Source organism: Pseudofrankia coriaricola, assembly GCF_001854805.1.
Classification (GTDB): Bacteria; Actinomycetota; Actinomycetes; order Frankiales; family Frankiaceae; genus Pseudofrankia.
Window position 1 is genome coordinate 1 of sequence record NZ_MBLO01000093.1, and the last position, 20,124, is coordinate 20,124.

The 20,124-nt window shown below is 73.7% G+C and carries 14 protein-coding genes and 1 pseudogene; 5 read left to right on the forward strand and 10 right to left on the reverse strand.

Features of this window, described 5'->3' with window-relative positions:
• Positions 1-71 precede the first annotated feature (71 nt).
• Positions 72-371 (forward strand): annotated as a pseudogene (locus tag BCD48_RS15270) (transposase); the annotation flags it as partial.
• A gap of 278 nt (positions 372-649) precedes the next feature.
• Here the strand turns inward: BCD48_RS15270 and BCD48_RS51265 are convergent.
• The gene (locus tag BCD48_RS51265; protein WP_157910501.1) at positions 650-1,462 is read right to left on the reverse strand and encodes a hypothetical protein; all 813 of its coding nucleotides are present in this window, start codon (positions 1,460-1,462) and stop codon (positions 650-652) included.
• Positions 1,463-1,740: 278 nt separating this feature from the next.
• On the opposite strand from BCD48_RS51265, the gene BCD48_RS50655 reads away from it, so the two are divergent.
• The gene (locus BCD48_RS50655; RefSeq protein WP_071049041.1) at positions 1,741-2,316 is read left to right on the forward strand and encodes a DUF6431 domain-containing protein; all 576 of its coding nucleotides are present in this window, start codon (positions 1,741-1,743) and stop codon (positions 2,314-2,316) included.
• 494 nt (positions 2,317-2,810) lie between these two features.
• Here BCD48_RS50655 and BCD48_RS15295 read toward each other — a convergent pair whose 3' ends face one another.
• From BCD48_RS15295 to BCD48_RS15325, 7 genes are all read right to left on the reverse strand, one after another.
• Positions 2,811-3,047, reverse strand: coding sequence for a hypothetical protein (locus BCD48_RS15295; RefSeq protein ID WP_071049042.1), 237 nt, complete (start codon positions 3,045-3,047; stop codon positions 2,811-2,813).
• A 133-nt stretch (positions 3,048-3,180) separates the two neighbouring features.
• Entirely contained in the window at positions 3,181-4,611 is a 1,431-nt protein-coding gene (locus tag BCD48_RS15300; RefSeq protein ID WP_071049043.1) for a hypothetical protein, read from the reverse strand.
• Complete coding sequence (locus BCD48_RS15305) at positions 4,608-5,357, reverse strand: hypothetical protein (protein ID WP_071049044.1); 750 nt, start codon at positions 5,355-5,357, stop codon at positions 4,608-4,610. Before BCD48_RS15305 ends, BCD48_RS15300 begins: the two co-directional genes overlap by 4 nt.
• A 7-nt stretch (positions 5,358-5,364) precedes the next feature.
• Complete coding sequence (locus tag BCD48_RS54890) at positions 5,365-6,699, reverse strand: hypothetical protein (protein WP_071049045.1); 1,335 nt, start codon at positions 6,697-6,699, stop codon at positions 5,365-5,367.
• Positions 6,696-8,633, reverse strand: coding sequence for a hypothetical protein (locus BCD48_RS15315; protein WP_071049046.1), 1,938 nt, complete (start codon positions 8,631-8,633; stop codon positions 6,696-6,698). Before BCD48_RS15315 ends, BCD48_RS54890 begins: the two co-directional genes overlap by 4 nt.
• A complete protein-coding gene (locus BCD48_RS15320) occupies positions 8,630-10,972 on the reverse strand; it encodes a type IV secretory system conjugative DNA transfer family protein (RefSeq protein WP_071049047.1) in 2,343 nt (780 codons plus the stop codon). The genes BCD48_RS15315 and BCD48_RS15320 overlap by 4 nt, the downstream gene beginning before the upstream one ends.
• Complete coding sequence (locus BCD48_RS15325; protein ID WP_241841746.1) at positions 10,969-11,673, reverse strand: RNA polymerase sigma factor; 705 nt, start codon at positions 11,671-11,673, stop codon at positions 10,969-10,971. Before BCD48_RS15325 ends, BCD48_RS15320 begins: the two co-directional genes overlap by 4 nt.
• Positions 11,674-12,309: 636 nt before the next feature.
• Between BCD48_RS15325 and BCD48_RS50660 the strand changes: the two genes are divergently transcribed.
• Complete coding sequence (locus BCD48_RS50660; protein ID WP_071049049.1) at positions 12,310-12,771, forward strand: hypothetical protein; 462 nt, start codon at positions 12,310-12,312, stop codon at positions 12,769-12,771.
• On the forward strand, positions 12,764-14,452 hold the full coding sequence (locus BCD48_RS15335; RefSeq protein WP_071049050.1) for a hypothetical protein: 1,689 nt from the start codon (positions 12,764-12,766) through the stop codon (positions 14,450-14,452). Before BCD48_RS50660 ends, BCD48_RS15335 begins: the two co-directional genes overlap by 8 nt.
• Before the next feature lie 331 nt (positions 14,453-14,783).
• Here BCD48_RS15335 and BCD48_RS15340 read toward each other — a convergent pair whose 3' ends face one another.
• Entirely contained in the window at positions 14,784-15,956 is a 1,173-nt protein-coding gene (locus BCD48_RS15340; RefSeq protein ID WP_071049051.1) for a hypothetical protein, read from the reverse strand.
• A gap of 457 nt (positions 15,957-16,413) precedes the next feature.
• Between BCD48_RS15340 and BCD48_RS15345 the strand changes: the two genes are divergently transcribed.
• The gene (locus BCD48_RS15345; protein WP_071049052.1) at positions 16,414-18,171 is read left to right on the forward strand and encodes a hypothetical protein; all 1,758 of its coding nucleotides are present in this window, start codon (positions 16,414-16,416) and stop codon (positions 18,169-18,171) included.
• Positions 18,172-18,419: 248 nt separating this feature from the next.
• Here BCD48_RS15345 and tnpC read toward each other — a convergent pair whose 3' ends face one another.
• Complete coding sequence (gene tnpC, locus BCD48_RS15350) at positions 18,420-20,012, reverse strand: IS66 family transposase (RefSeq protein ID WP_071047798.1); 1,593 nt, start codon at positions 20,010-20,012, stop codon at positions 18,420-18,422.
• Positions 20,013-20,124: the final 112 nt, after the last annotated feature.

A 20,124-nucleotide genomic window follows, 5' to 3' on the forward strand; every position in this document is an offset into this window, starting at 1 on the left:
GACGACTGTGTAAGTCGGAGGTGGACCAGGATCGATCTACCTTGATCGGGTGGATCAGAAATGGACACCGAATGACGCAGAATGGAACGCTTCGGACAAATGACGAGGCGGCGGCACAGAGGATCGCGGAGGCTTTCGCGCCGGATGCGATCGACGCGTTGTTGAAGGATGCGAAAGCGACCGGAACGCCGGTCGACGGGGTTGATGGTCTGTTGAACCGGATGACGAAGGCCGTCCTGGAGCGTGCTCTGCAGGTCGAGATGACCGACCATCTCGGGTACGAGGTCGGCGATCCGGCCGGCCACGGGACGGGGAACTCCCGTAACGGGATGTCCACGAAGACGGTGTCGACGCGTAACGGGCCGGTCGAGGATGCTTGCTGCCTCGCGGACGGCGGTGAGTAGTTCGCCGGGTTGGAGTGGCAGGCCGGCGGTGGCGCGGGCGTCGAGGAGGTGTTGCAGGGTCGGCCAGGCGGTGGAGCGCACGGGGACGACGTCGCCGACGTGCAGGAGGACCGGGGGTAGTGGTGCGTCGTGGGGTTGGATCTCGTAGTGGATGCCGGAGTTGGGCCTGTCGAAGGCGCGTAGGACGGTGCCGGTCGCGAAGCGCGGGTCGTCGATGGTGCGTACGACGGCGCCGGTGGTCAGGATCATGAGGCCCTGGGGTTTGGCGAGGATGGTGTCGGGGCTGGTCGGGGTGTGGGTGGCGTCGGCGCGGGGGGTGCGCAGGGTCCAGGTGGGGTGGTCGCGCCAGGGGTGGCCGGGCAGGGCGGCGGCGTCGGGTCGGAACAGGTAGCCGGGGCCGTCGGCGTCGTTGACGGCGGCCAGGACGGTGCCGGTGGCCCGGTGGTCGCGGTGGGCGGGGCGGACGGTGATGCGGGTGCCGGGTGGGTAGGGGTGGTCGGGCGAGGCGGCGGCGGTGGCGGCGAGCAGTTCGGCGTGTGCTGGTAGAGGAAGTGGTGTTGGCGGGCGGTGAGGGTGTCGGGGAGCAGGAGGGCGTGGCCGAGCACGTGTTTGAGTGCCTCGCGGACGGCGTCGTCGGAGTCGGCCAGCACCGTGGTGGGTGCGTCGGTCACGACGCCGGAGAACAGGACGGTCGGATCCGTTCCGGGAGCGGTCTCGTGGAGCCGGTAGACGATGGTGGGCCGGCGGTCGAGGGCGCCACGGAACAGGTCGAGGCGGACGGGTTGGTGGGTCCAGCGACGGGTGAGCTCCTCGGCGCGCAGCAACCAGCCGTAGCTGACCGGTGCGGGGTCCCCGCCAGGCAGCCAGAGCACGCCGGTGAAGTCGCCGGCGACTTCGCTTGCCCGGGTGGGCCGGTGCGCAGTGCGGGCGTCGTCGTCGGGCAGCGGCATCGGGACCGGGTGTCGTTCGGCGGCCAGCCGCAGGGGCGGGGCGTGGGCGACGCGTAGGACGTCCTGTGCCGCATGGGTAATCGCCCAGCCGAGGCTGTTGGGCGGCACTCACGATGCCCAGGTCGCGGGCACGAGTCGAGCGTTGAGCATGCCGACGGTCGGGGGCCGCGTTCCTCGTTCGTCGGCGGCGGCACCTCGCCGATGAAACGTCTCCGTGCGGCGGGAGCTGTGGCTCGCCGGGAACGACGGCGCGACCGCGTCGGCGCGGTGTCGACTTCGGCATCGAGCGCGAGCGGCTTGCCGGCACGGTGATCGAGGGCCAGAGTGCAACACCGGCCGCCCCTTTCGGACGGTGACAGCCAGGCCGGAGCCTGACGGGATGGACGATGATCGAGGTCTTCGACACGGCGGCGGCTCGTCGGGCGCTGGCGCGGCGGCGGCTGCGCTGTCCGGACTGCGCCGCGCCGCTGGCGCCGTGGGGCCGGGCCAGGACCCGTACGGTCCGCGACCGCGACGGCGTCCAGGTCACGGTCCGCCCGGACCGGGCGCGCTGCACCGGCTGCCACGCCACGCATGTCGTACTCGACGCCGGCCTGCTGGCGCACCGTGGCTACACCGTCGGCGTCGTCGGCCGGGCGCTGCTCGCCGCGGCCAGCGGGCTGGGCCACCGGCCCATCGCCGCACGGCTGGCAGTCCCCGAGGGCACCGTGCGCGGCTGGCTGCGCCGCGCCCGGGGCTCGGCCGGGCGGCTGCGCGAGATCGGCGTACAGACGACCGTCCTGCTCGACCCAGACATGCTGCCGGTCCGCAGGCGCACCGACCCGCTCACGCTCGCCCTGGACGCACTCGGCGCCGCCGCGCTGGCCCTCGGCCGCCGCTTCGCCCGCGAGGACACCGACCCGTGGGCACGGATCAACATCCTGACCCGAGGCCGCCTGCTCGCGCTGTTCCCGACCGGCTGATCCGGCGGCATCGTTCCCGGTCCCCGCCTGCCCGAAAACAGGCCCGGACACCCTGGCTCCGCCGACCATCGCGTCGCACGGAATCTCCGCGCCCTTCACCGCGACACCTTGCCGATGTAGCCGACAGCGTGCCGATGAGAGTGCCCGATTCGCCGGCCTACTCGTCGGCATCGTGAACGCCGCCTTCATCGGCATTCTGAACGCCGGGCAAACAGCCGAGGCCTCCTCGAGCAGGAAAAGCGCGGGCCGCACGGTCTTCCACACCGGCTGCGGCTGGCTGGCGCCGGCGAGGTGGGCGCTCAGGTAGGCGCCGTAGCCGGCCAGGTCGCCGTTGTCGTCGTACATCCGGTGCAGGTCCCAGCGGCCGGCCGGGGTGGTGATCGTGACGAGGGGCCGGCCGGGTCTCGGCCTGGTCTCGCCGCCCCGGCCGGGTGGAGGCGGGGTGGGTCCTGTGGTCGTTGGCATCGTGAGCGCCGGGTGGCGGTGCTGGCGGGCTACTGCTCGGCCGGCGCGGGAGTGGTGGGTGGGTCGGGTTCGGTGAGGGCGTTGAGGATGTCGGTGGTGTGGACGCGGTAGGTGCGGCCGTGGCGGTGGACGGGGACGGGGAAGCGGCCTTGGCGGGCCAAGGTGTAGGCGAGGGTGCGGCCGAGGTTGAACGCGCGGCCGGCGGTCACGAGGTCGACCGCGGCGGGGAGCTCGCGTACTTCGGCGAGGGTGAGCGGGGTGTGCATGGAAGGGGTCCTTGTCCGGTGGGCCCTTGTCCGGTGCCACGGGCGGGGCGAGGCGGGGCTGGGCGGTGGCGATGTTCTTCGTGGGTTCGTTCTGGCGTGCGGATCCTGGGTGTCTGTCGGCGGCGCTCGTCGTTTAGAGGCCGAGGCCGAGGTCGAGGGCGTCGGGTGGCGCCCTGTGGGCGAGGGGCGTGTTCGCCGGGTTGCCGTCGAGGCGCGTGTCGGCACCCGACGCCAGGGTGAGCGTGCCGTGCTGCCCGGCCGGTTTCTGGATCTGGAACTCGGTGGCGGGGTGCACTGTGGCGTCGGGGTGCGGGTGTTCAGGGGCGGTCCGGAGCTGGCCGGGGGTGAGGCGCAGGGCGGCGTGGGTGAGGCGGTCGGGGTAGCGGGCGAGAAGAGCGGTGGCGAGGGTCCGATGGGGCGTGACGGTGTGGCCGGCGAAACGGGCCAGGGCCTCATGGGAGGCCTCGGCGAGGAGCTGAGCTGTCTGCCGGGCTTGGAGACCGGCCTGGTCTGATGGCCTGGCGACGCCGGGGTGGGCCGGCTGTCGGTCCGCGAGGTGGGTGAGCTGGCCGTGGGCGAGGCGGGCACGGACCGCGTCGGCCGGTAGGCGGGCCATGCGCTGTTCGAGGCGGTGCAGTGCCGTCTGTTCGTGGGAGGTGCCCAGGAGCCAGCCCGCGCGGGTGCAGATGGCGCGCAGGGCACCCCGGGTGAGGTCGGTGGGGGTGGTCGCGGGGCGGGTGTGGTCGAGCAGGGCGCGGATGGTCTCGAGGTCGGTGCTGGCAAGGCTGTGGCTGGCGAGGGTTGGGTGGGTCAGGTGCAGGACGCCAAGGGCGAGCAGGGTGTCATCGACGCCGCGGGGCTTGGCGCGGGTAAGCCAGGCGCGGCCTGCGGTGGCGGCGTGGAGGGTGGCGTCGAGGGTGTCGAGGGCGCGGGCGGCGCCGTGCCAGTCGACGAGGTCGTCGCGCAACGCGCCGCCGGCGGCAGCGGCCGGGGTCGGCGGGTGGGGTGGGCCTGGGGTGGCTGGGATGGTCAGCAGGGTGTTCGCCGGGATGCCGTGGTGTAGGGCGGTGGTGAGCAGGAGCAGGCGGGGCAGGTCGGGGTCGGAGTGGCGGGTGGCGTGCGCGATGCGGGTGTGGGCGGCGTAGGCGTCAAGGGCGCGGGACAGGTCGTGGCCGGCGAGCGCGTCGAGTTCGGGCAGGCCGGGGCCGGTGGGTGCGGGCTGGCCGGAGTGGAGGATCAGCTCGCCGATGGTGTGGGCGGTGGTGGCGAGGATGGCCGGGTCGAGACGGTGGTGTGCGGCGACCGCGTCTAGGGCGTCGATCTGGGTTGTTGTGGGCTGGCCGTGGGCGGTGGTGGCGAGGTCGTGCAGGGCGGTGAGCAGGTTGTCTCGGGGTGCGGGCAGGGGTGGTGGCGGGCGGGTGGGTAGGGCGCGCAGGGCTGTGGCGGTGTCGGCGGCGCGGGCGCGGCGGGCGGTGGTTGAGGCGGTGGCGGGCAGGCCGTGGCTGGGCCAGGGATTGCGTGTACGGGACCAGGGGCCGTCGGCGCGGCCGACGGCGCGGCTCACCGGGTGGTCTCGCGCGAGATGTGGTCCGGCTGCGCGCGAGGGTCCCCCGGAGCCGCCGAGCCTTCCGGGTCCGCCGGGTCCGGGGGTGGCCTGGTAGGGCTGCCGACGCGCGGGTTTGCTTCGTCCGCCGCGGTGCTGAGGTACGGGGTGGCGCTTGGCGGGTTATCGAGCGTGGTGCTCGTCGGTGCTGTCGTCGTTCCCGCCTCGCCGGTCGAGGCGTCCGGGTTGGCGGTTGTCGCCCCGCGGCCCGCTACCGCGTCCGGCATCGCGGTCTCTGGGTCTGGGCCGGTACCGGGTGGGGTGTGGGTGGTGCGGCGGCGAAGCGCGGCGAGGTGGTGGGCGCGGGTGGCGGCGGCTTTGGCGAGGGTGCGGGCGGTGGCGCGGCGGCGGGTGGGCAGCAGGACCCAGCTGGTGACGGTTTCGCGACACAGGTAGGTGGTGCGTCCGACGCGGATGGCGACGACGCCGGCATGAGCGAGGCGGTGGATGAGGTCGGGGGCGACCGGGTCGCCGGCTGCCTGGGCGGCGAGGGCGGCGGTGGCGCGGGTGACGGTCTCCTCGGTCGTGCCGCCACCCCGACGAGGCACTTTGATGATCTTTGGTCGGCGCAGGGCGGTGAGGTCCCAGGCGGGTTCGGGCCCGCTGTCGGGCTGGCCAGGGTTGCGGCCGGCGCCGCCGGTCGGGTTGGTGTCGCAGATGCCAGGGGGTTCGGTGGGCGGGTTGGCCGGCGGCAGGGGGTGGGGCATGGCGGTCCTACCAGAGGTCTGGTTCGTCGAGGTCGAGGGCAGGCGGGTCGGGGTTCTCGGCGGGTGTGGACGGGTCGGGAGGCTGGGAGGCGTCCGAGCCGGGGGCGGGTGGTTCGGGTCGCAGGTAGTCCGACAGGTCGGGTAGGAAGGGGGCGCTCGCGGCCTTGGGTGGGCCGGTCGGGCCGGTGGGTGCCGGCGGCTTTTCGGGGACGACATCCCGCGGGTGGGGAGCCGCGGGGTGGGCGTCGGGCGGGGTGTCGCTGGTCGGGCCTGAAGGATCGGGTCGGGTGGAAGGGTCGGACGGCGTCGTCGGGTGGGGTGTGGTGGCGGGGTCGGTGCTGTGTCGGTGGGTGGCCGTGTGCGGGGTCGGGTTCGGGCGGTAGGGGTCGGGGCGGCCGGTGACGTCGGCGAGGCGGGTGGTGCTGGTCAGGGGGGCCGGGTCGGTGGTGGCCGTGGTGGGCAGGCAGATGTCGGGGAGCTGGTCGGGGGTGTGGCGGGCGGCGAGGGCGGCCAGGGTGGCGTGCGCGGTGGTGGGGTGCAGCTCGCCGTAGTGCGGGTGCAGCAGGGCGCGCAGCTGGTCGCCGGGGACGGCGAGGGCGTTGTGGAACCGGTCGGAGGCGGCGGTGAGCCAGCCATAGGTGGGGTCGCCGACGACGGTGTTCGGGCCGTCGTAGGTCACGGACACGGTGGCCGGGGGTGTGGCGGGGTAGATCGGGACACGGCCGGCCGGCTGGGCGTGGCCGGCCCGGGTGGGCTGGGTCGCCCCGGTGGGCTGGTGGAGTTTGCGGAGGTAGGCCTGTTGGGCGACGCCGTGAGCGGCGACGGGGTCGGGGAAGGGGCCGTGCAGGATCAGCGCGTCGGTCTCGATCGCGTGCAGGTAGCCCCACCAGGTCGCGTGGGCCACTGGCAGCCGTTTGGCGGGGTCGCGGCGGAGTAGGCCGCGGCGCGCGCCCGGCAGAGCGCGGGTCGGGGCGGTGTTGGTGTGCCATTCGGTGATGGCGATGACGTCGCCGAGGTCGGTGAGGCGAGGGATCTCGTAACCGCGCCCGACCTGGGTGGGACGCCAGTTCTGGTGGGTCCAGCCGGCCCGGGTGTTGGGGTCGGGCCAGGCGGTGGAGACGACGATCTGGCTGCCGTTCGCGCCGCTGACCGGGACGTCGAGCAGGACGCCGGTCGGGTGCAGCCGGCAGGAGACCAGCCGCGGCGGCAGGTTCCACCGGGCCGGCGCGTGCCGGGGCGCCGCGCCGGCCGGCGGTTCCGGCTCGCGTGCAGGGAACGTGGCATCGTCATCGGGCTGCGGTGCTGCGTGCGGGCTCGGCCGCGGAGGCGGAGGCGTGGTCACAGGCCCCCACAGCCAGGCGGCTCGATCCCATCCGCCGGTGATGCCTGTTCTGGCCCCCGGATCTGTGGTGTGTATCCCGCGGACGTGTCGGTGGGGGTGGCGCCGCCGGGCAGGGCGGTGAGTGTCCTGCCCGGGGTGTCCGGCGGTCCGGTCGCGGGGCTATCCGGGCCTGGTCCGGTCGGATGTGGCGGATGGGTCAGGGCGTCGAGGGCGGCGGGGGCGTGTTTGGCGGCGAGGTAGGCGGCGACCAGGGGCGGGTGGGGGCCGGCGGGTAGCCAGGGATGGCGCTCGAGGATGGCGGCGAGCTGGTCCGGGCGGGCGGCCAACGCCGCGGCGAGCGCGTGCTCATCGACAGTGATGAGGCCGTGGGTCGGGTGGGCGAGCCGGCAGACGCCGCCCGACGCGCTGATCGGGATGACGCCAGGCGTCGGGGCGGCGGGCTGGCCGGGTAGGGGTGGGACGTCGACGGGGTCGACGCGGCCGGTGGGGTCCAGGGCGGTGTCGACGGTGTCGAGCTCGCTGACGACGGCGAGGTGCGGGCCGTGGGGGCCCTCGGCGGCCAGGGCGTAGTCCCGCACCGCGATGATCAGCTCGAAGGGGCGCAGGTCGAGGTCGGCGACGGCGCGGGCGAGCAGCAGATCGGTGGTGGTACGCCAGGCGGTGCCGGCAAGCGGGGTGACGTCGGTGGCGCCCAGCAGGACGGGACCACTCGGCGCGTCGTGAGGCTGGATTTCGTAGCAGGGGGTGGGGCCGTCGCCGGCGAAGGTGCGTAGCACGGTGCCGACGGCGAAGCGGGGGTCATCGAGGGTGGCGACGACGGCGCCGGTGGCCATCACGGCGTCCTCGCCGTCGGGGGTGTCGGTGTTGGCATCGGCGGTGTCGAGGGTGGCGGTGACCTCGCGGACGCTCGCGCGCAGCGCGAGACGGGGGTGGTGGCGCCAGGGATGGCCGGGCAGGTCGGCGACATCGGGCCGCCACAGGTAGTCGAGCCGATCGCCGTCGCGGTCGGCGGCGGCCGTGGCCAGGACGGTGCCGGTGGTGTAGGCGCCGTCGGCGTCGACAACGGCGGCGATGCGGGTGCCTGGCGGGTAGGGATGACTCATTGGGCGGGCAGCGGCGGCAAGTGCCGGCCCATGGGCGGTGAGGAACTGTCTCTGCCGGTCGGACGGGCGGCCGCTCGGGTGGCCGGTGGTGACGGTGGTGACGGTGGTGACGACGGCGCGGATGACCTCGGTGGAGTAGGGCTGCCAGCCGGGAGCGAGGGGGGCGTCGTCGCCGGCGAACACGACCTCGCCGCGGTGGGACACCCGGTAGGACAGCAGATACCCGCCGCCGCCCACCGTGGTCGGTACCGGTCCGGCCCTGACGATCTCGACGCTGGTCGGGCCGTGGTCCCAGCGGCGGGTGGGACCCTCGCCGTGGCGTAGCCGGCCGTAGGTCGCGGGCGCATGGTGGGCACGCAGCACCAGGCTCGCCCGCCACGGCCGGCAGTCGGACCGGCTACCCGCCTCGGGCAGCGACACCGACGCCGCGGGCGGGAGCACGGTGGAGCTGGCGGCTGCGGGAGGGCGCGCACGCTGGCGGCCGGTCGTCGCCCACGGGGCTGCGGCCTGCAGGGTGACGTGGCCGGCCAGCGGAAGTGCCCAGCCCAGGGCTTCTTCCAGCCGCCACAGCGTCGGCTGGCGGGTCATGAACGCCGGCCGGCCGCCCCAGCGCGGGCCGACCGGGTCTGTGACCAGCTGCGCGACGTACTCCCGGGTCGCCTCCCCACCGCTGACGAGCGGGAAGATCCGCCACCAGCCGGCCGGGACCTGGATGCACAGCGGATAGGCGTTCGGGTCGACCCGCAGCTGGTCCCCGGCCAGTCCCGGCCCGGCCGATTCGGCCGGCGGGACGGGCTCGTCGGCGAACGCGCCGCCGGGCATGGCCGTCATCGCCTCCTCCGCGAGAACCGGCGCGCTGACCGCGACGGGCCTGCAGGCGTGTCCTGACCGGGCGCGCCGCTACCGGCGCGAAGGCTGGCGCCGTTCGAGGCGCGTGGGGAGGCACGCCATGGCGCGCGCCCGGCGCGCGAGGGGTCAAGGGCCGGGTCGGCGCGCCAGGGCGCGTCGTCGCCCTGGCCGCGTCCCGCTGGCAGTCCCCAATCCGCGCCGGCGGCGCGGCCCGCACCGTCAACGCGCCCAGCCATCCCTGTCGCGGCGCGCGTCGCGGGGCTTCGCGCGCCGCCCGCGGCGCGGTTCCTGCCACCAGCCGCGCCACGGCGGGCGCTGCCGGTCGCGACGGGCGGCGCGTCGCGTGCAGGGCTGACGGCAGCGTCCGGGCGGCCGTGGGCCAGGCGGCGCAGGGCTGGGTCCTTGAACCAGTAACGGCCACGCAGGTGGATAGGCGGCAGGGTGCGGTGGATCAGCAGCGCCTCACCCGGGGCGACCTGGCGCAGCAACGCCGCCGGCAGCAGCTCCAGCCGGGTCGGGGCTTCGGACAGGCCGGTGCGCCCGCCGCCGGGGCTGGAGTCGGTGGAGACGGTGCGCGCGGCGATGTGTTCCTGGCCGAGCAGACTGGCGGCGTAGTCGAGGCTGGACCGGTCCGACAGCCCGGAGAAGAAGACCTTCGTGGGCGCGTTCGAGACGACGATGTCGGCCTTGGGACCGTAGGCCGCGTCGATCTGGGCCTTCGACTGGTAGAGCAGCATCAGCACGACGCCCATGCCGGCGCAGGTCGAGATCCGCGCGGGCAGGGAACGCATCGGCCAGTTCCCGGCCTCGTCGATCACCACCAGCAGCGGCGGGTCCAGGGGCCTGCCGGTGCGGCCGACGCGGGCGTAGACATCGCGCAGCAGCTCGTCGACCAGCCCACCCAGCACCGGTGCGAGCCGTTCGGCGTCGTCGAGGTCCGCGCAGACGTAGAGGGTGTTCGCCCGCCGCCCCGCCGCTGTAGACCCCGGCCGTGCAGGCAAGTCGGGCTCGGACCATCCCGTCCACCAAGGCTCGTCCTGGTCGGCGGGCCAGGAACCGGCGGACGAGCCGGCGGATCGGGCGGACGTGGCGGTGGGGGTGGTGCCGAGGAGCCAGTCGAGGTCGAGCGGGGCGCCGCCGGTGGGGACGGCGCTCTGCTGGACGGAGGTCTCCTGCCAGGGACGGACCATCTGCCGGGCGACCAGATACACCGACGAGCGCTGCCGCGCATCCGACGCCCAGACCGCGCCGAGAGCCGCGTTGACCTGCCGCCCCTCGCCCGCGACCTCGGGATCCAGGTGGTCGGCGAACGCACCCGCCAGGCTCAGCACCGTGGTCTTTTCCTGGGTGGTGACCCAGGTGACGACGCTGTCCATACCCAGCCCGGCCTGGGCCGCCAGCCAGAACAGCAGCCCGACGAGGTCCTCCCCCGCCGACGCCCAGAACGACATGTCCCCCGAGCCACCCGCGTTCCAGTCCGTACTCGCCGCCACCGACCGCGCCGCGCGCCGCGCCCCCGACAACCGGCGCGAGACCAACAACGGCGACCAGCCCGCGCCGACCCGGCCAGTTGCGCCGGCCGGGTCGAACACCCGCACCTCGCCCACCGCACGGCGGCGCGCCTCGGTCGCGCCCAGCAGGTCCGTCTTCACGCTCAACGCGAGCACCGGGCCGTCCCACTCGAGAATCGCCGGGACCGCCAGCGCCGCGGTCTTCCCACAGCGCGTCGGGCCCAACGCCAACACCGCGCCCCGATCCGACCGGCGCCGTTCGGCGCCGCGGCGCAACCGGCGCGGCACCGCGACATCCAGCGGCCTGGCCGCGTCCTCGGTCGCGACCAGCCGGCTACAGCCGCCGGCCCGCACCCGACCCAGCACCAGCCGGCCCGCCGCCGGACCGGACACCAACAACGGCGCGAGGTCGGACAGCCGGGCGAACCGGGCCTCCGGATCCAGCCCCATCCGCCGCCGCCGCGCCACCCCGACCCGACGGCTCGTCACCGCGAGCAACACCGCGACCAGCACCGCCGCCAGCACCAACAACGGGACGGTGACCGCCCAGTAGCCCGTCGGACCCGGCAGCTGCGCGGCCGCCGGCGCCGGCCAGGCCCGCGCCGGCTGGCCGGGATGCGCGGCCAGGGTCGGGATCGCCCACGCGGTGTCGTGCAGGCCGACAGGCAGCGGGTGGTGCGCGCCGAACAGCAGCGCGGCCAGCTGCGCGCCCGTCCACACCGCGACCGCGGACGCACCGAACGCCGCCGCACCGGCCACCAGCAGCGCCTCGGTCGACAGCGCCGCCCCGCCGGTCGCCGGGCCGGTCACGACGCCACCGCCCCGGCCGGCACGAGCTCGGCACGCAACGCCTCGACGGCCACGTCCCGGCGCGCCCGCACCGCACGCTCCGACACCCCGGCCCGCGCGGCGGTCTCCTGCTGTGACAGGCCAAGGACGCCGAGATCGGCCAACACTCGGAGCCGCTGCGCGGGGATCCCCGCCGCCCGCCCGTCCAGCAGCACGGCGAACAACTCCCCCGCCGCGGTCGGGCCTCCGGCCCCGCTGGCCGTGGCCGAGGTGTCTCCCGCGTCCGGAGCTGACGTGCCGGGGCGCGGGGTAAGACCCGCGGGGTCGGTCAGCCGGTCGACCAGCGGCACATAGCCCACGGCCAGGCCGACCGCGTCACCTACCAGGTTCGCCGCGACCTTGACCGGCCGCCGCTCGACCGGGTAGCAGCGGATCACGATCCACGCCGACCCGACCAGCTCAACCAGCAACTGGTCAAAGGAAACGCCACGGCGGTGACAGCGCCGGCGCGCCTGGCCGGTCAGCGCCGGCATCAGCCGCTCCAGCACCACCCGCGCCGCAGCCAGATCCCCCGCCCGCGCCCGGCGAACCAGCGCGGCCAACACCGCGTCCGCCTCACCCAACGGCACCGTGAGGTCCCGGCCGCAGGCGGCGAGCACCGCCACGACCGACGCGGTATGCGGCGCGAGCAGCGGGTCGCAAGACCAGCGAGCCAACCCCACTGCTGCCTCAGTCCCGCCGGCCCATCGTTCCCACTCCGCCTGCCAGCGCCGCAGGACCACCGACCGCGGCGTGAAGATCACAGGGCCGGCTGGCGGCCCGCTCCGATGCGACATGACACCGCACGGTCCGAACCGGTACCACCGCCACCACCACCGCGAACGACATCGTCCCTGTCACTCCGGCCAGGCCGTCGTCCCCACAGACATCGCCGCGGGCATCGCCGCAGCTCGTCACCGGTATCGACATCCTCGCGGGAACGGCGTCACAGGCCTGGCTGTGCCGCCCCCGACCAACCCGTGCCCCGCCGCGAGGACTCGAGGCAGCGGCGATGTCCGACGTGAGGGCCGCCGGGATGGCCGGTGCGCGCAGCGTCGCAGGTCATGTCGTTCCGATGGATCGACGCAACGATGCTCAGTGGGGCCTCCAACTCTGGCAAACGACGTCTGAAGGACACACCCCGGATGGCACGCACCCCCGGGTTTTGCACAGGTGCCGGACGGAGTGTTCTTGGCGGTGTTGGGCGGGGTGTTGTGGATACCGAGGTTTGTCCACAGGCCATGGCGCGCGGCGACACGCGGCGGCGAGCGGTGGTGCACTGCGCCCGTCGGATCGTCTGGCTGAGGAGGAGCTTGGTGATGGTCAGGGATGGTCGGGAGGCCGGTTCGCCGGCGGGGCCGGAGCCGGCGGATCCGATGGACCCGCGGTACGGGGTGGACCCGGTGCGGTGGCGCGGAGTGGCGATGGCGTTGCTGGCGGCACCGCCGTCGCTGGAGGCTTCGGCGGGGCTGTTGGAGCACGCGGGCGCGGGGCTGCTCTTCCCGTCGCTCACCGACCGGCGTCGCGCGATGCGGGCACGCACGGACGTGTCGTCGGCGGCGGCCCAGCTGGAGTGGGCCGGCCTGGTGGACGGCCCGCCCCCGCCCCCGCCCGCGGTGTCCGCATCGTCGGGGCCGGTTGGTTGGGCCGAGGTCCGCGAGGTCCTGGACGCGGCGGTCACGATGCTGGGCCGCTGCGCGCAGACGGCGCCAGACCCGATGGCGACGGCCCGGGCGGTGCTGTACGCACGGGACGCGCTGAGCGCGATCGACGATGGCTGAGCCGCTCACCTACGGCGGCCTGGTCGAGGCGGCCTGCCGCGACCTCGCCACCGCGGTCGTCCAACAGCCGCCCGGGATCGCCGACGGTGCCGCCGAGGATGCCGCCGCGTTGGTCGACCTGCTCGCGCTCGCCGGCCGGCACGCCCAGTTCCTCGGCCAGGCGGCCGGGGCGCGCAACCCCGCCCTGACGCTGGCCCGCCATCTGTCCGAGGCCGTCACGGCCACCCGCCCGATCCTGCCCACAGCGTCCGCGGCGCGCGGGGACCGGTGGCGCCCCGCGGCCCTTCGGCTGGGCGTCGCCCACGATCTGCTCGCCGCGCAGATCGGCCCGGCCGGTGAGCGACGCGGCCCGGACGCGGCGATGCTGCGTGACCGTGCCATGATCGCCACGGCCGCGGGCCGGCTCGCCGGCCTGGTGGTACTCGCCGCCGACAGCGCGATGACAAGCGCCGACCATCTACGCCGCCACATCCTCGACGCCGCGACCCCAGCACACCCCACGTCGAGTAACGACCCTCCAGGACTGGACGGGCAGGGTGCCCGCGCGGCGCTGACGGTCGCCCAGGCGCTCGACCGCGTCGGACAGGTCCGCGACGCCGCGGCCAGACTGGAGCACGCCCCCACCCGAACCCCCGGGCCGACGGCGCTCGACGAGATCACCCCCCTGCTCGGCGACGAGACCGGCCACCCGTTCGAGCAGGCAGTCGAGAGGATGCGCTACGCCGCACACACCATGACCTGGCCGCAGCTGCGCATGCACGGCGCCGCGCTACGCACCGTCGCGGAACTCGCCGTGACGGTCACCTCCTGGACGACGAAACTGGCCGGCTGGGCCCAGCGGCACAGCCGCCAGCCCGCGCAGGACGCCTACGCACGCGCGACGACCCAAGCCAGACGCGCCACGCTGCAATGGCAGAACATCCAGGAGATCCTTGGCCCGCTGCGCACGCTCGGCCTCGACGGGCGCCATGTCGACGAGCAGGTCCGCAGGCTCGCCCGCCAGATCGATACCGGTCCGCGGGCCGCCGCGACCCCGGCTGCCCTGCTCGCCGCCCGACGGGCGGTCCTGCTCCTGCCCGAACTCGCCGCCGCGAGCAGCATCGCGACCCACCACCTCGCGGGCGACGGACTCCTCAGAGTCGCCACCGTCACCGGTATCTGGGTCGAGCCCCCAGCGCGGGTCGGGGAACTGACTGGCGCGTATCGCGCCGCGGCCAGCGCCTCACGCAACCTGGTCGACGCCTGCGCGGCGCTCCCCGGCCCGCAGCCAACACCGGGGCGGGCGCGCTACCAGCCTGACCTCGACACGCCCGTCCTCACCGGGCAACGACGAGCGCCACGACCACGACGTCCGGCGCCACCGCCCAGGGATCAGCTGATCTCGATCCAGGACCCCCACCACGGCCAGCTGACCTGCGACACCGACCTGTTCGAACGCGCACTGCGATTCCCCGACCCCAACCTGTGGGACATGCTGCGACCACACACCACCCGGCTTCAGCTCACCGGCACCGAATCCCGCACAACACTCGCAGCCCTCGCCGCCATCCACGCCCCGCAGTTCTTCGCCCCATCACCACGAGCCACAACCGAACCAGCCGCCACCGAAAATCAGCCCGACGGACCCAGCCAAGACCCCGGCGACACCCCACCGCCGCAGGCCGACAGCCTCGACCTCTGACGCACACCGCACATCGGCCAGAGGAACGATTCGCCGACAGCCTCGATCCGGCCGGGGTGATCGTGGTCTGCTGGCCGCGATCGCCGAACTGGAGGTCGCGCCACAGCCATGACTGCGATCACGCCGCGAGGCCGGATCAGCAGGACGGTGGTAACTCGACCACAGGGATCAGCACCAGATCCCTGGCCACAGGTTCAGAGGCCGGCGAGACGCGTGCGCGCACCACTGTGACGACCGGGGCCGTCGACAGCTACGCGGCGTCGTCAGAAGCCGGCGGCGTCGAGAATGCGCAGGAACGCGGGACGGCGCCGGTTGTCGGCGCGCAGCTCCTTCAGGTAGCTGGCGAAGCCGTCGGGGTCGCCGTGCTGTTCGTGGGCGGCGCGCAGGGGCGGCAGCAGCGCCTGGGCCTTCTGGTCACGGTGCCTGTCGTAGGAATCGGCGTGCAGGTGGGTCTCGATGAGACGCTCGTAATGGCCGATGACGTCGCCTGGATGGCCTTCGGCCTGCCAGATTTCCAGCAGCCAGTCAGCAGGCTGGGCGTCAGCGTGTCGACGTGTGCGCTCCCGACCTGCCATGCCTCGCCGGGCCGCCCTTCAGCCAGCAGCACGCGGACGAGGTTGGCCGCCGCGGCCGGCTGGCGGATAGCCCTGGCCCGTAGCGTGTCGACGGCCCAGTCCGCGAGACCCGCCCGGCCCGCCCGGGCGCCGGTCTCGACCAGCGCACGGAAAACCTCCGGTGTCGGACCGCGCTCGAAATCGGCCTGCCGTTCCGCGACCGCTGCCTGCCCGTCGTCGAACCGCAGAAGCAGGTCGACGTAGGCGTCGCGCAGCGGCTCGGCGGCCGGCCGCGTCGCATGCTCAGCCAGACCGCTACGAGCCCAGCCCAGCGCCTCACCCGCCCGGCCTGTGTCCCGCAACACAATGACGATCTTCAAATACTGGTCCGGGCCGCTCAAGTCCTCGGCGAGCACATCGACGTACCAGCCGACATCACCGGACACCTGAGCGAGCTGTTCGCGCAGCAGCCGGGTCGCGACCCACGTCCACCAGTCCGCCTCCGGATCCGCCCCCGCACCGCGCTGCTCCACCAACCGGCCGATCTCGCCAAGCCCACGCTCGCCCAGAGCCGAGGCAAAATCCGCGAGGACGATGTCCGGCCAGCCAGGGCCGTCGTAGGCCAGCTTCACCAGCCAGCCCGCCAACGACCGCGCGGGCGGCGGCGCGGACGCACACGCCCGCGCGTACAACGCCATCACCGCACCCAGGTCGTCACCGATCACACCGGAGGAGTCGTCGAGGTACTGCAACCCGGCCGTCATCCGGCCCACCGCCCTGCGCAGGACCGGAACCGCCACCGCTGCCTGCCCCGAGTCAACCAGCCGCGCGCACCGATCCACCAGCTCCCGCGCGTCGCGCGAGTACTCTCGCCGGCCCGCATACGGCGACCTGCGCCGGTCCCGCCGCAGCCGGTCGACCACGACAGTCAGATCCTCCGACGACACCACCCACCCATCTTCAGCAGAAGTCCGCAACGAACTCTGTGGCCCATCGGTGTTCCACGGCTGCCCGGCGATGTAGCGACGCGAGCCTCGTCACCGACCCTCCGTCTGCCACCGCCGACCGCACCCTTCGAAAACGAGGCATCCGAGAGAACATCGCCAAGACCATCGCGGGGAGCAGCGCCGGGACGGGACTGGCGCCGCAGGCCGATCGCGTCGTCGCGGAGATGTCCGACGGGCCGCTGTGTCTGGACTCCCCCGGGCCGCGCCCGCCTCGTCGCTGCGCTGGGAGTGCCCCCGACGCTGGGCGCCTGCCGGCGACCTTGAGGAAGGCCTCGGTGGAGACAGGACGGGGCGACGTCCAGTGCGCGCAGCCCAGTTGTCGGCTGCGAGAGCACGAGGGCCGCGGCGATGTCAGGCGAGATGGCTGCCCGGAGGGCCGTGGCCCGGATCGTCACAGGTCATGTCGTCACCGAGGGATCGCCCTGACGGATACGCGCTGCGGGTCGCCGTGCCGGCGGGCTGGTGGGAGCTGCAGCGGCTGCCCGGGGACTACATACCGAACAGTTTCGCCGCCACCCTGGTCATCGACCACGACGGCAGCCCGACGCGGGTATGGGCGACGAGCGCGGCGAGCGTCTCCAGCCTGGAGGAAACCCTCGGCTGGATCTGTCCAGCCGACACCCGGAATGTGCTGCTGGCCGCGCCGGCGACGCTGCCACCGCGCATCACGGAGAGCCTCGACGGCGACGTGCCGATGACAGCGTCGCACCGGCCGACACGGACGAGCATCGTCGAACCCACCGGGAAGCCGCCGACCACCTACGGCCGGCTCCTGAACACCGAGACACCGGACCGCGTCTACCGGGACGGCCCACTCCACATCCTGCTGCACACCGGGCGGTCCCACGACGGACCGGTGATCGCGTATCGGATCAGTGAGACCCTGCCCGACCAGTTGCCAACCCTGATGTTCTGCTCCGCCCGTCACCTCGCGCCGGGCGAGGAGGTCGACGCGGACGAGGAGATCCGCACCGTGGTCCGCCACGTACTCAAGGCGCCATCCACCGGCGAGGCCACCCCCCGACAGGTCGCCTTCCTCGCCCGGCACACCGCGCGGCTGGCCGGCCTGGCCGCCGGCCCACCCGCGCATCCCTACCCACCGGGCACCCGCGTCGTCGTCCACCCCGACATCCCACCCCTGCGCGCCACCGGCACCATCCTGGCCACCCTCGACGACAACACCGGCTACCTGTGGCGCCCCGACGCCGCCGACCTACCCGGCCACCCCTGGGCAGCACACCCCACCTGGGCACTGCCCGTACGCCGCGAGGCCACCCACGCGACCCTGGACCCACCCGACACCGACCTGTCCGTCCCCCAACCCGGCGACGGCACCAACCCCTACCAGCCCGACATCCTCGCGACCGGTTCCCTCGTCACCACCATCGACGACCCGCGGTTCACCACCGCCACCGTCCTGCGCGCCTTCGACGGCGACAAGCACGGCCTGCGCTACCAGGTCCAACCCCACGACGCCCCGCTCCCCCCGCAGCTGCTGCCCGCCGACGACCTGATCCCGCTTCGCCCAGCCGTCTGGCCCACTGTCGAAGCCCTCGTCCGGGCCCGGCTCGCCGGCGAGCTCCCACCCATGCTCGGCGAAGCTCTCGTCACCCCTCACGAAGTCGGCCTCGTCGTGGACCGCGACCTGGACGGCTCCGGAATCGTCGTCGCCGCACCAACGCCGTGGACCACCTGCCCGCTGCTGGCGCCCGACGACCGCCTCACCACCCTCGCCGCATCCGCCGACCACGCACCGCCCCGCCACCCCATACCCACGGACTCTCCCGCCACCGCAGCGACGATTCACCACGCCGGCGACACCGTCCACATCCACGACCCGATCCACGGCCACCTCGCCGTCCGGGCCGACCTGTACATCCGAGCGCTCCGCCAACCCCCCGCAGCCCTCGCCGACCTGCTCGCCCACCGACCGTGGATCCCCACCCACCCCGACCAGCCCCACGCCGTGACCGCCGCCCTCGCCGCCCAACACACCCCCGCCGAACTCCCGACAGCAGCCGCCGATCATGAAGCGTCGCCAGTCGAACCTGAGACCGCTATCCCCGACCAGCCGACCTCGGCGACCACCACTGCCACCGACGGCAACATCACACCCGAAGCTCCCGGCCCCGATCTGCCCGCCGGCCCGGACTGGTGAAACCGCGGACAATCCCGCGACTTCAGCCAATCATTCAGCGACCGCCCATTTCCCGATGGACTCGCGATCGATCAATACATCGCGAAGCGTGGGAAGATCAATCGAGAATGCCCAACTGGACCGCCAGCTTCTCGAAGCCTGGCTGCGGCTCGACAACGACCCGGACATCACGGTGAGGCACGCCGCCGCCCGCAGACCGGACACCCCACCGGGTGTCCATTCACGGGGGTAACCGTGTTGATGTTGTTTCAGGCGGTGGCTGGGACTGGTAGCCAGGGGCTGCCGGTGAGGGCGGTGCGGATGGCCTCGAGGGCGCGGACACCGTGGTCTCTGGCAGAGACGAGGTAGGAGCGCACGCGGCAGTAGGCGGCCAGGGTCGTCTGGGTGTGCCAGTATCCCGAGACCGCCTGGTGGCGTTTCGGTCCTCTCAGTGCCTGCTCGGCGGGGTTGTTCGTCCAGGGGACGGCGAAGTTGGTCGTGAACAGCCAGACCTGTCCGGCCTTGTCGGCGAGTCTTCGGGCGAGCTTGAGGCCGGGGTGGTTGCCGTCGTGCCAGTCGCGGCAGCGGTTGGTGATCCGGCCCCACTCGACGTCCTTGTCGTACCGGGCGCGCAGGCTTTCGAGCAGGTCGGGGTCGAGCTGGTCGGCTTCCGCCGTGATCGCGGCGAGAACGGCGGCGTGCGCCTCACGCAGTGTGTCCTGGACGCGGCGGGCCCAGCGCTGCTCGTCGTGGTGCAGGTCCCAGACGCCCTGGAGATGTCTGACCATGTGGGCCAGGCACTGCTGGACGCCTTTGAGCTGGGCGTCGAACTGCGCCCAGCCGGAGTAGTCGTCGCGGACCAGGTAGCCGGTGAACCCGTCGAGCACGCCCAGGTCGTGAAGCGCCTTCGACGAGCGGGAGTGGACCGGGGCGTACCAGACCAGCCCCGGCCCGGGAGTGCGCACCGTCACCACGTGCGGGCTGCCCGCCAGGTCCACGCCGGCGGCGTCGGTGTCCTTGTGCCACAGGTTGACCGGGGACTCGTCCGCGCACAGCACCGGCTCGGCACCCAGCGCCGCCCTCATCGCCGCGTCGAACCCGACCGCGGCCAACCGCTCGGCGAGGCGGGCGTTCGCGCGGGCGACGAACCCCGACGACACCGCCACCCCGACCAGCCCGTCGACCAGCGCCGCGGCGCGCTCGACGGGCACGTTGCCCTCCGAGACCAGCAGCACCGCCGCGCCGTTGAGGTTCGGCCCGTAGGTCACACAGCCCGGCCGGGCGAACGGCACCCCGGCGGTCGTGACCTTCCCGCAGCAGCCGCAACGCCGCCGCGGCAGCACCCAGTGCACCCTTTCCAGCACCGCGGGCAGCACGTCCCAGACCTGCGCCCAGCCCGCGCCGACGTCCCGCCCGCCGGACAGGTCACCCTGACACGACGAGCACTGGTCCGGCTGGTCCGCCGTCTCGGTCCGGTCCGGCTGTTCGGCCGGGGCCAGCCGCGCACCGTCACGCCCCGACTGCCCACCCGGCTTCCGGTCCTTCGACCGGACCCGCTGCGAGGCCGCCCGCACCGCCTTCCGGCGCTCCTTCGCCGCCAACGGCTCCTTCGACGACGGGGTCGAGGAGTTCGAGCTGTCCATCCCGACCCGCCGCGCCAGCTCCGCGACCTGCAACTCCAGCCGCTCCCGCGCCGCGCGCTGCGCGGACAGCTCCACCTCGTGCCGCTCCGCCATGTCTGCGATCACCCGCCGCAACCGGCTGTTCGTCTCCGCCAGCCGCCGGTTCTCCTCCGCAAGCTCGCCGACCCGCTCTTCGGCAGCCGAAACCCGCGACTCCAACGACGCGGACGGGTCAGCCACAACCCCTGATCATCACCAGACCGCCGGCCCGATCAAGCAACAGCCCCGGCGTGTCACCCCAACACATCAACCCAGCTCAGCGGCCCAGACGCCCAGGCCCGTGAATGGACAC

Bases quoted from the DNA above. Each gene is read 5' to 3' on its own strand.
- BCD48_RS50660 (WP_071049049.1), top strand. From the start codon at position 12,310: ATGGTCAGGGATGGTCGGGAGGCCGGTTCGCCGGCGGGGCCGGAGCCG.
- BCD48_RS15345 (WP_071049052.1), top strand. From the start codon at position 16,414: ATGTCGTCACCGAGGGATCGCCCTGACGGATACGCGCTGCGGGTCGCC.
- BCD48_RS15305 (WP_071049044.1), bottom strand. From the start codon at position 5,357: ATGCCCCACCCCCTGCCGCCGGCCAACCCGCCCACCGAACCCCCTGGC.
- BCD48_RS15315 (WP_071049046.1), bottom strand. From the start codon at position 8,633: ATGACGGCCATGCCCGGCGGCGCGTTCGCCGACGAGCCCGTCCCGCCG.
- BCD48_RS50655 (WP_071049041.1), top strand. From the start codon at position 1,741: ATGATCGAGGTCTTCGACACGGCGGCGGCTCGTCGGGCGCTGGCGCGG.
- BCD48_RS15295 (WP_071049042.1), bottom strand. From the start codon at position 3,047: ATGCACACCCCGCTCACCCTCGCCGAAGTACGCGAGCTCCCCGCCGCG.
- BCD48_RS15335 (WP_071049050.1), top strand. From the start codon at position 12,764: ATGGCTGAGCCGCTCACCTACGGCGGCCTGGTCGAGGCGGCCTGCCGC.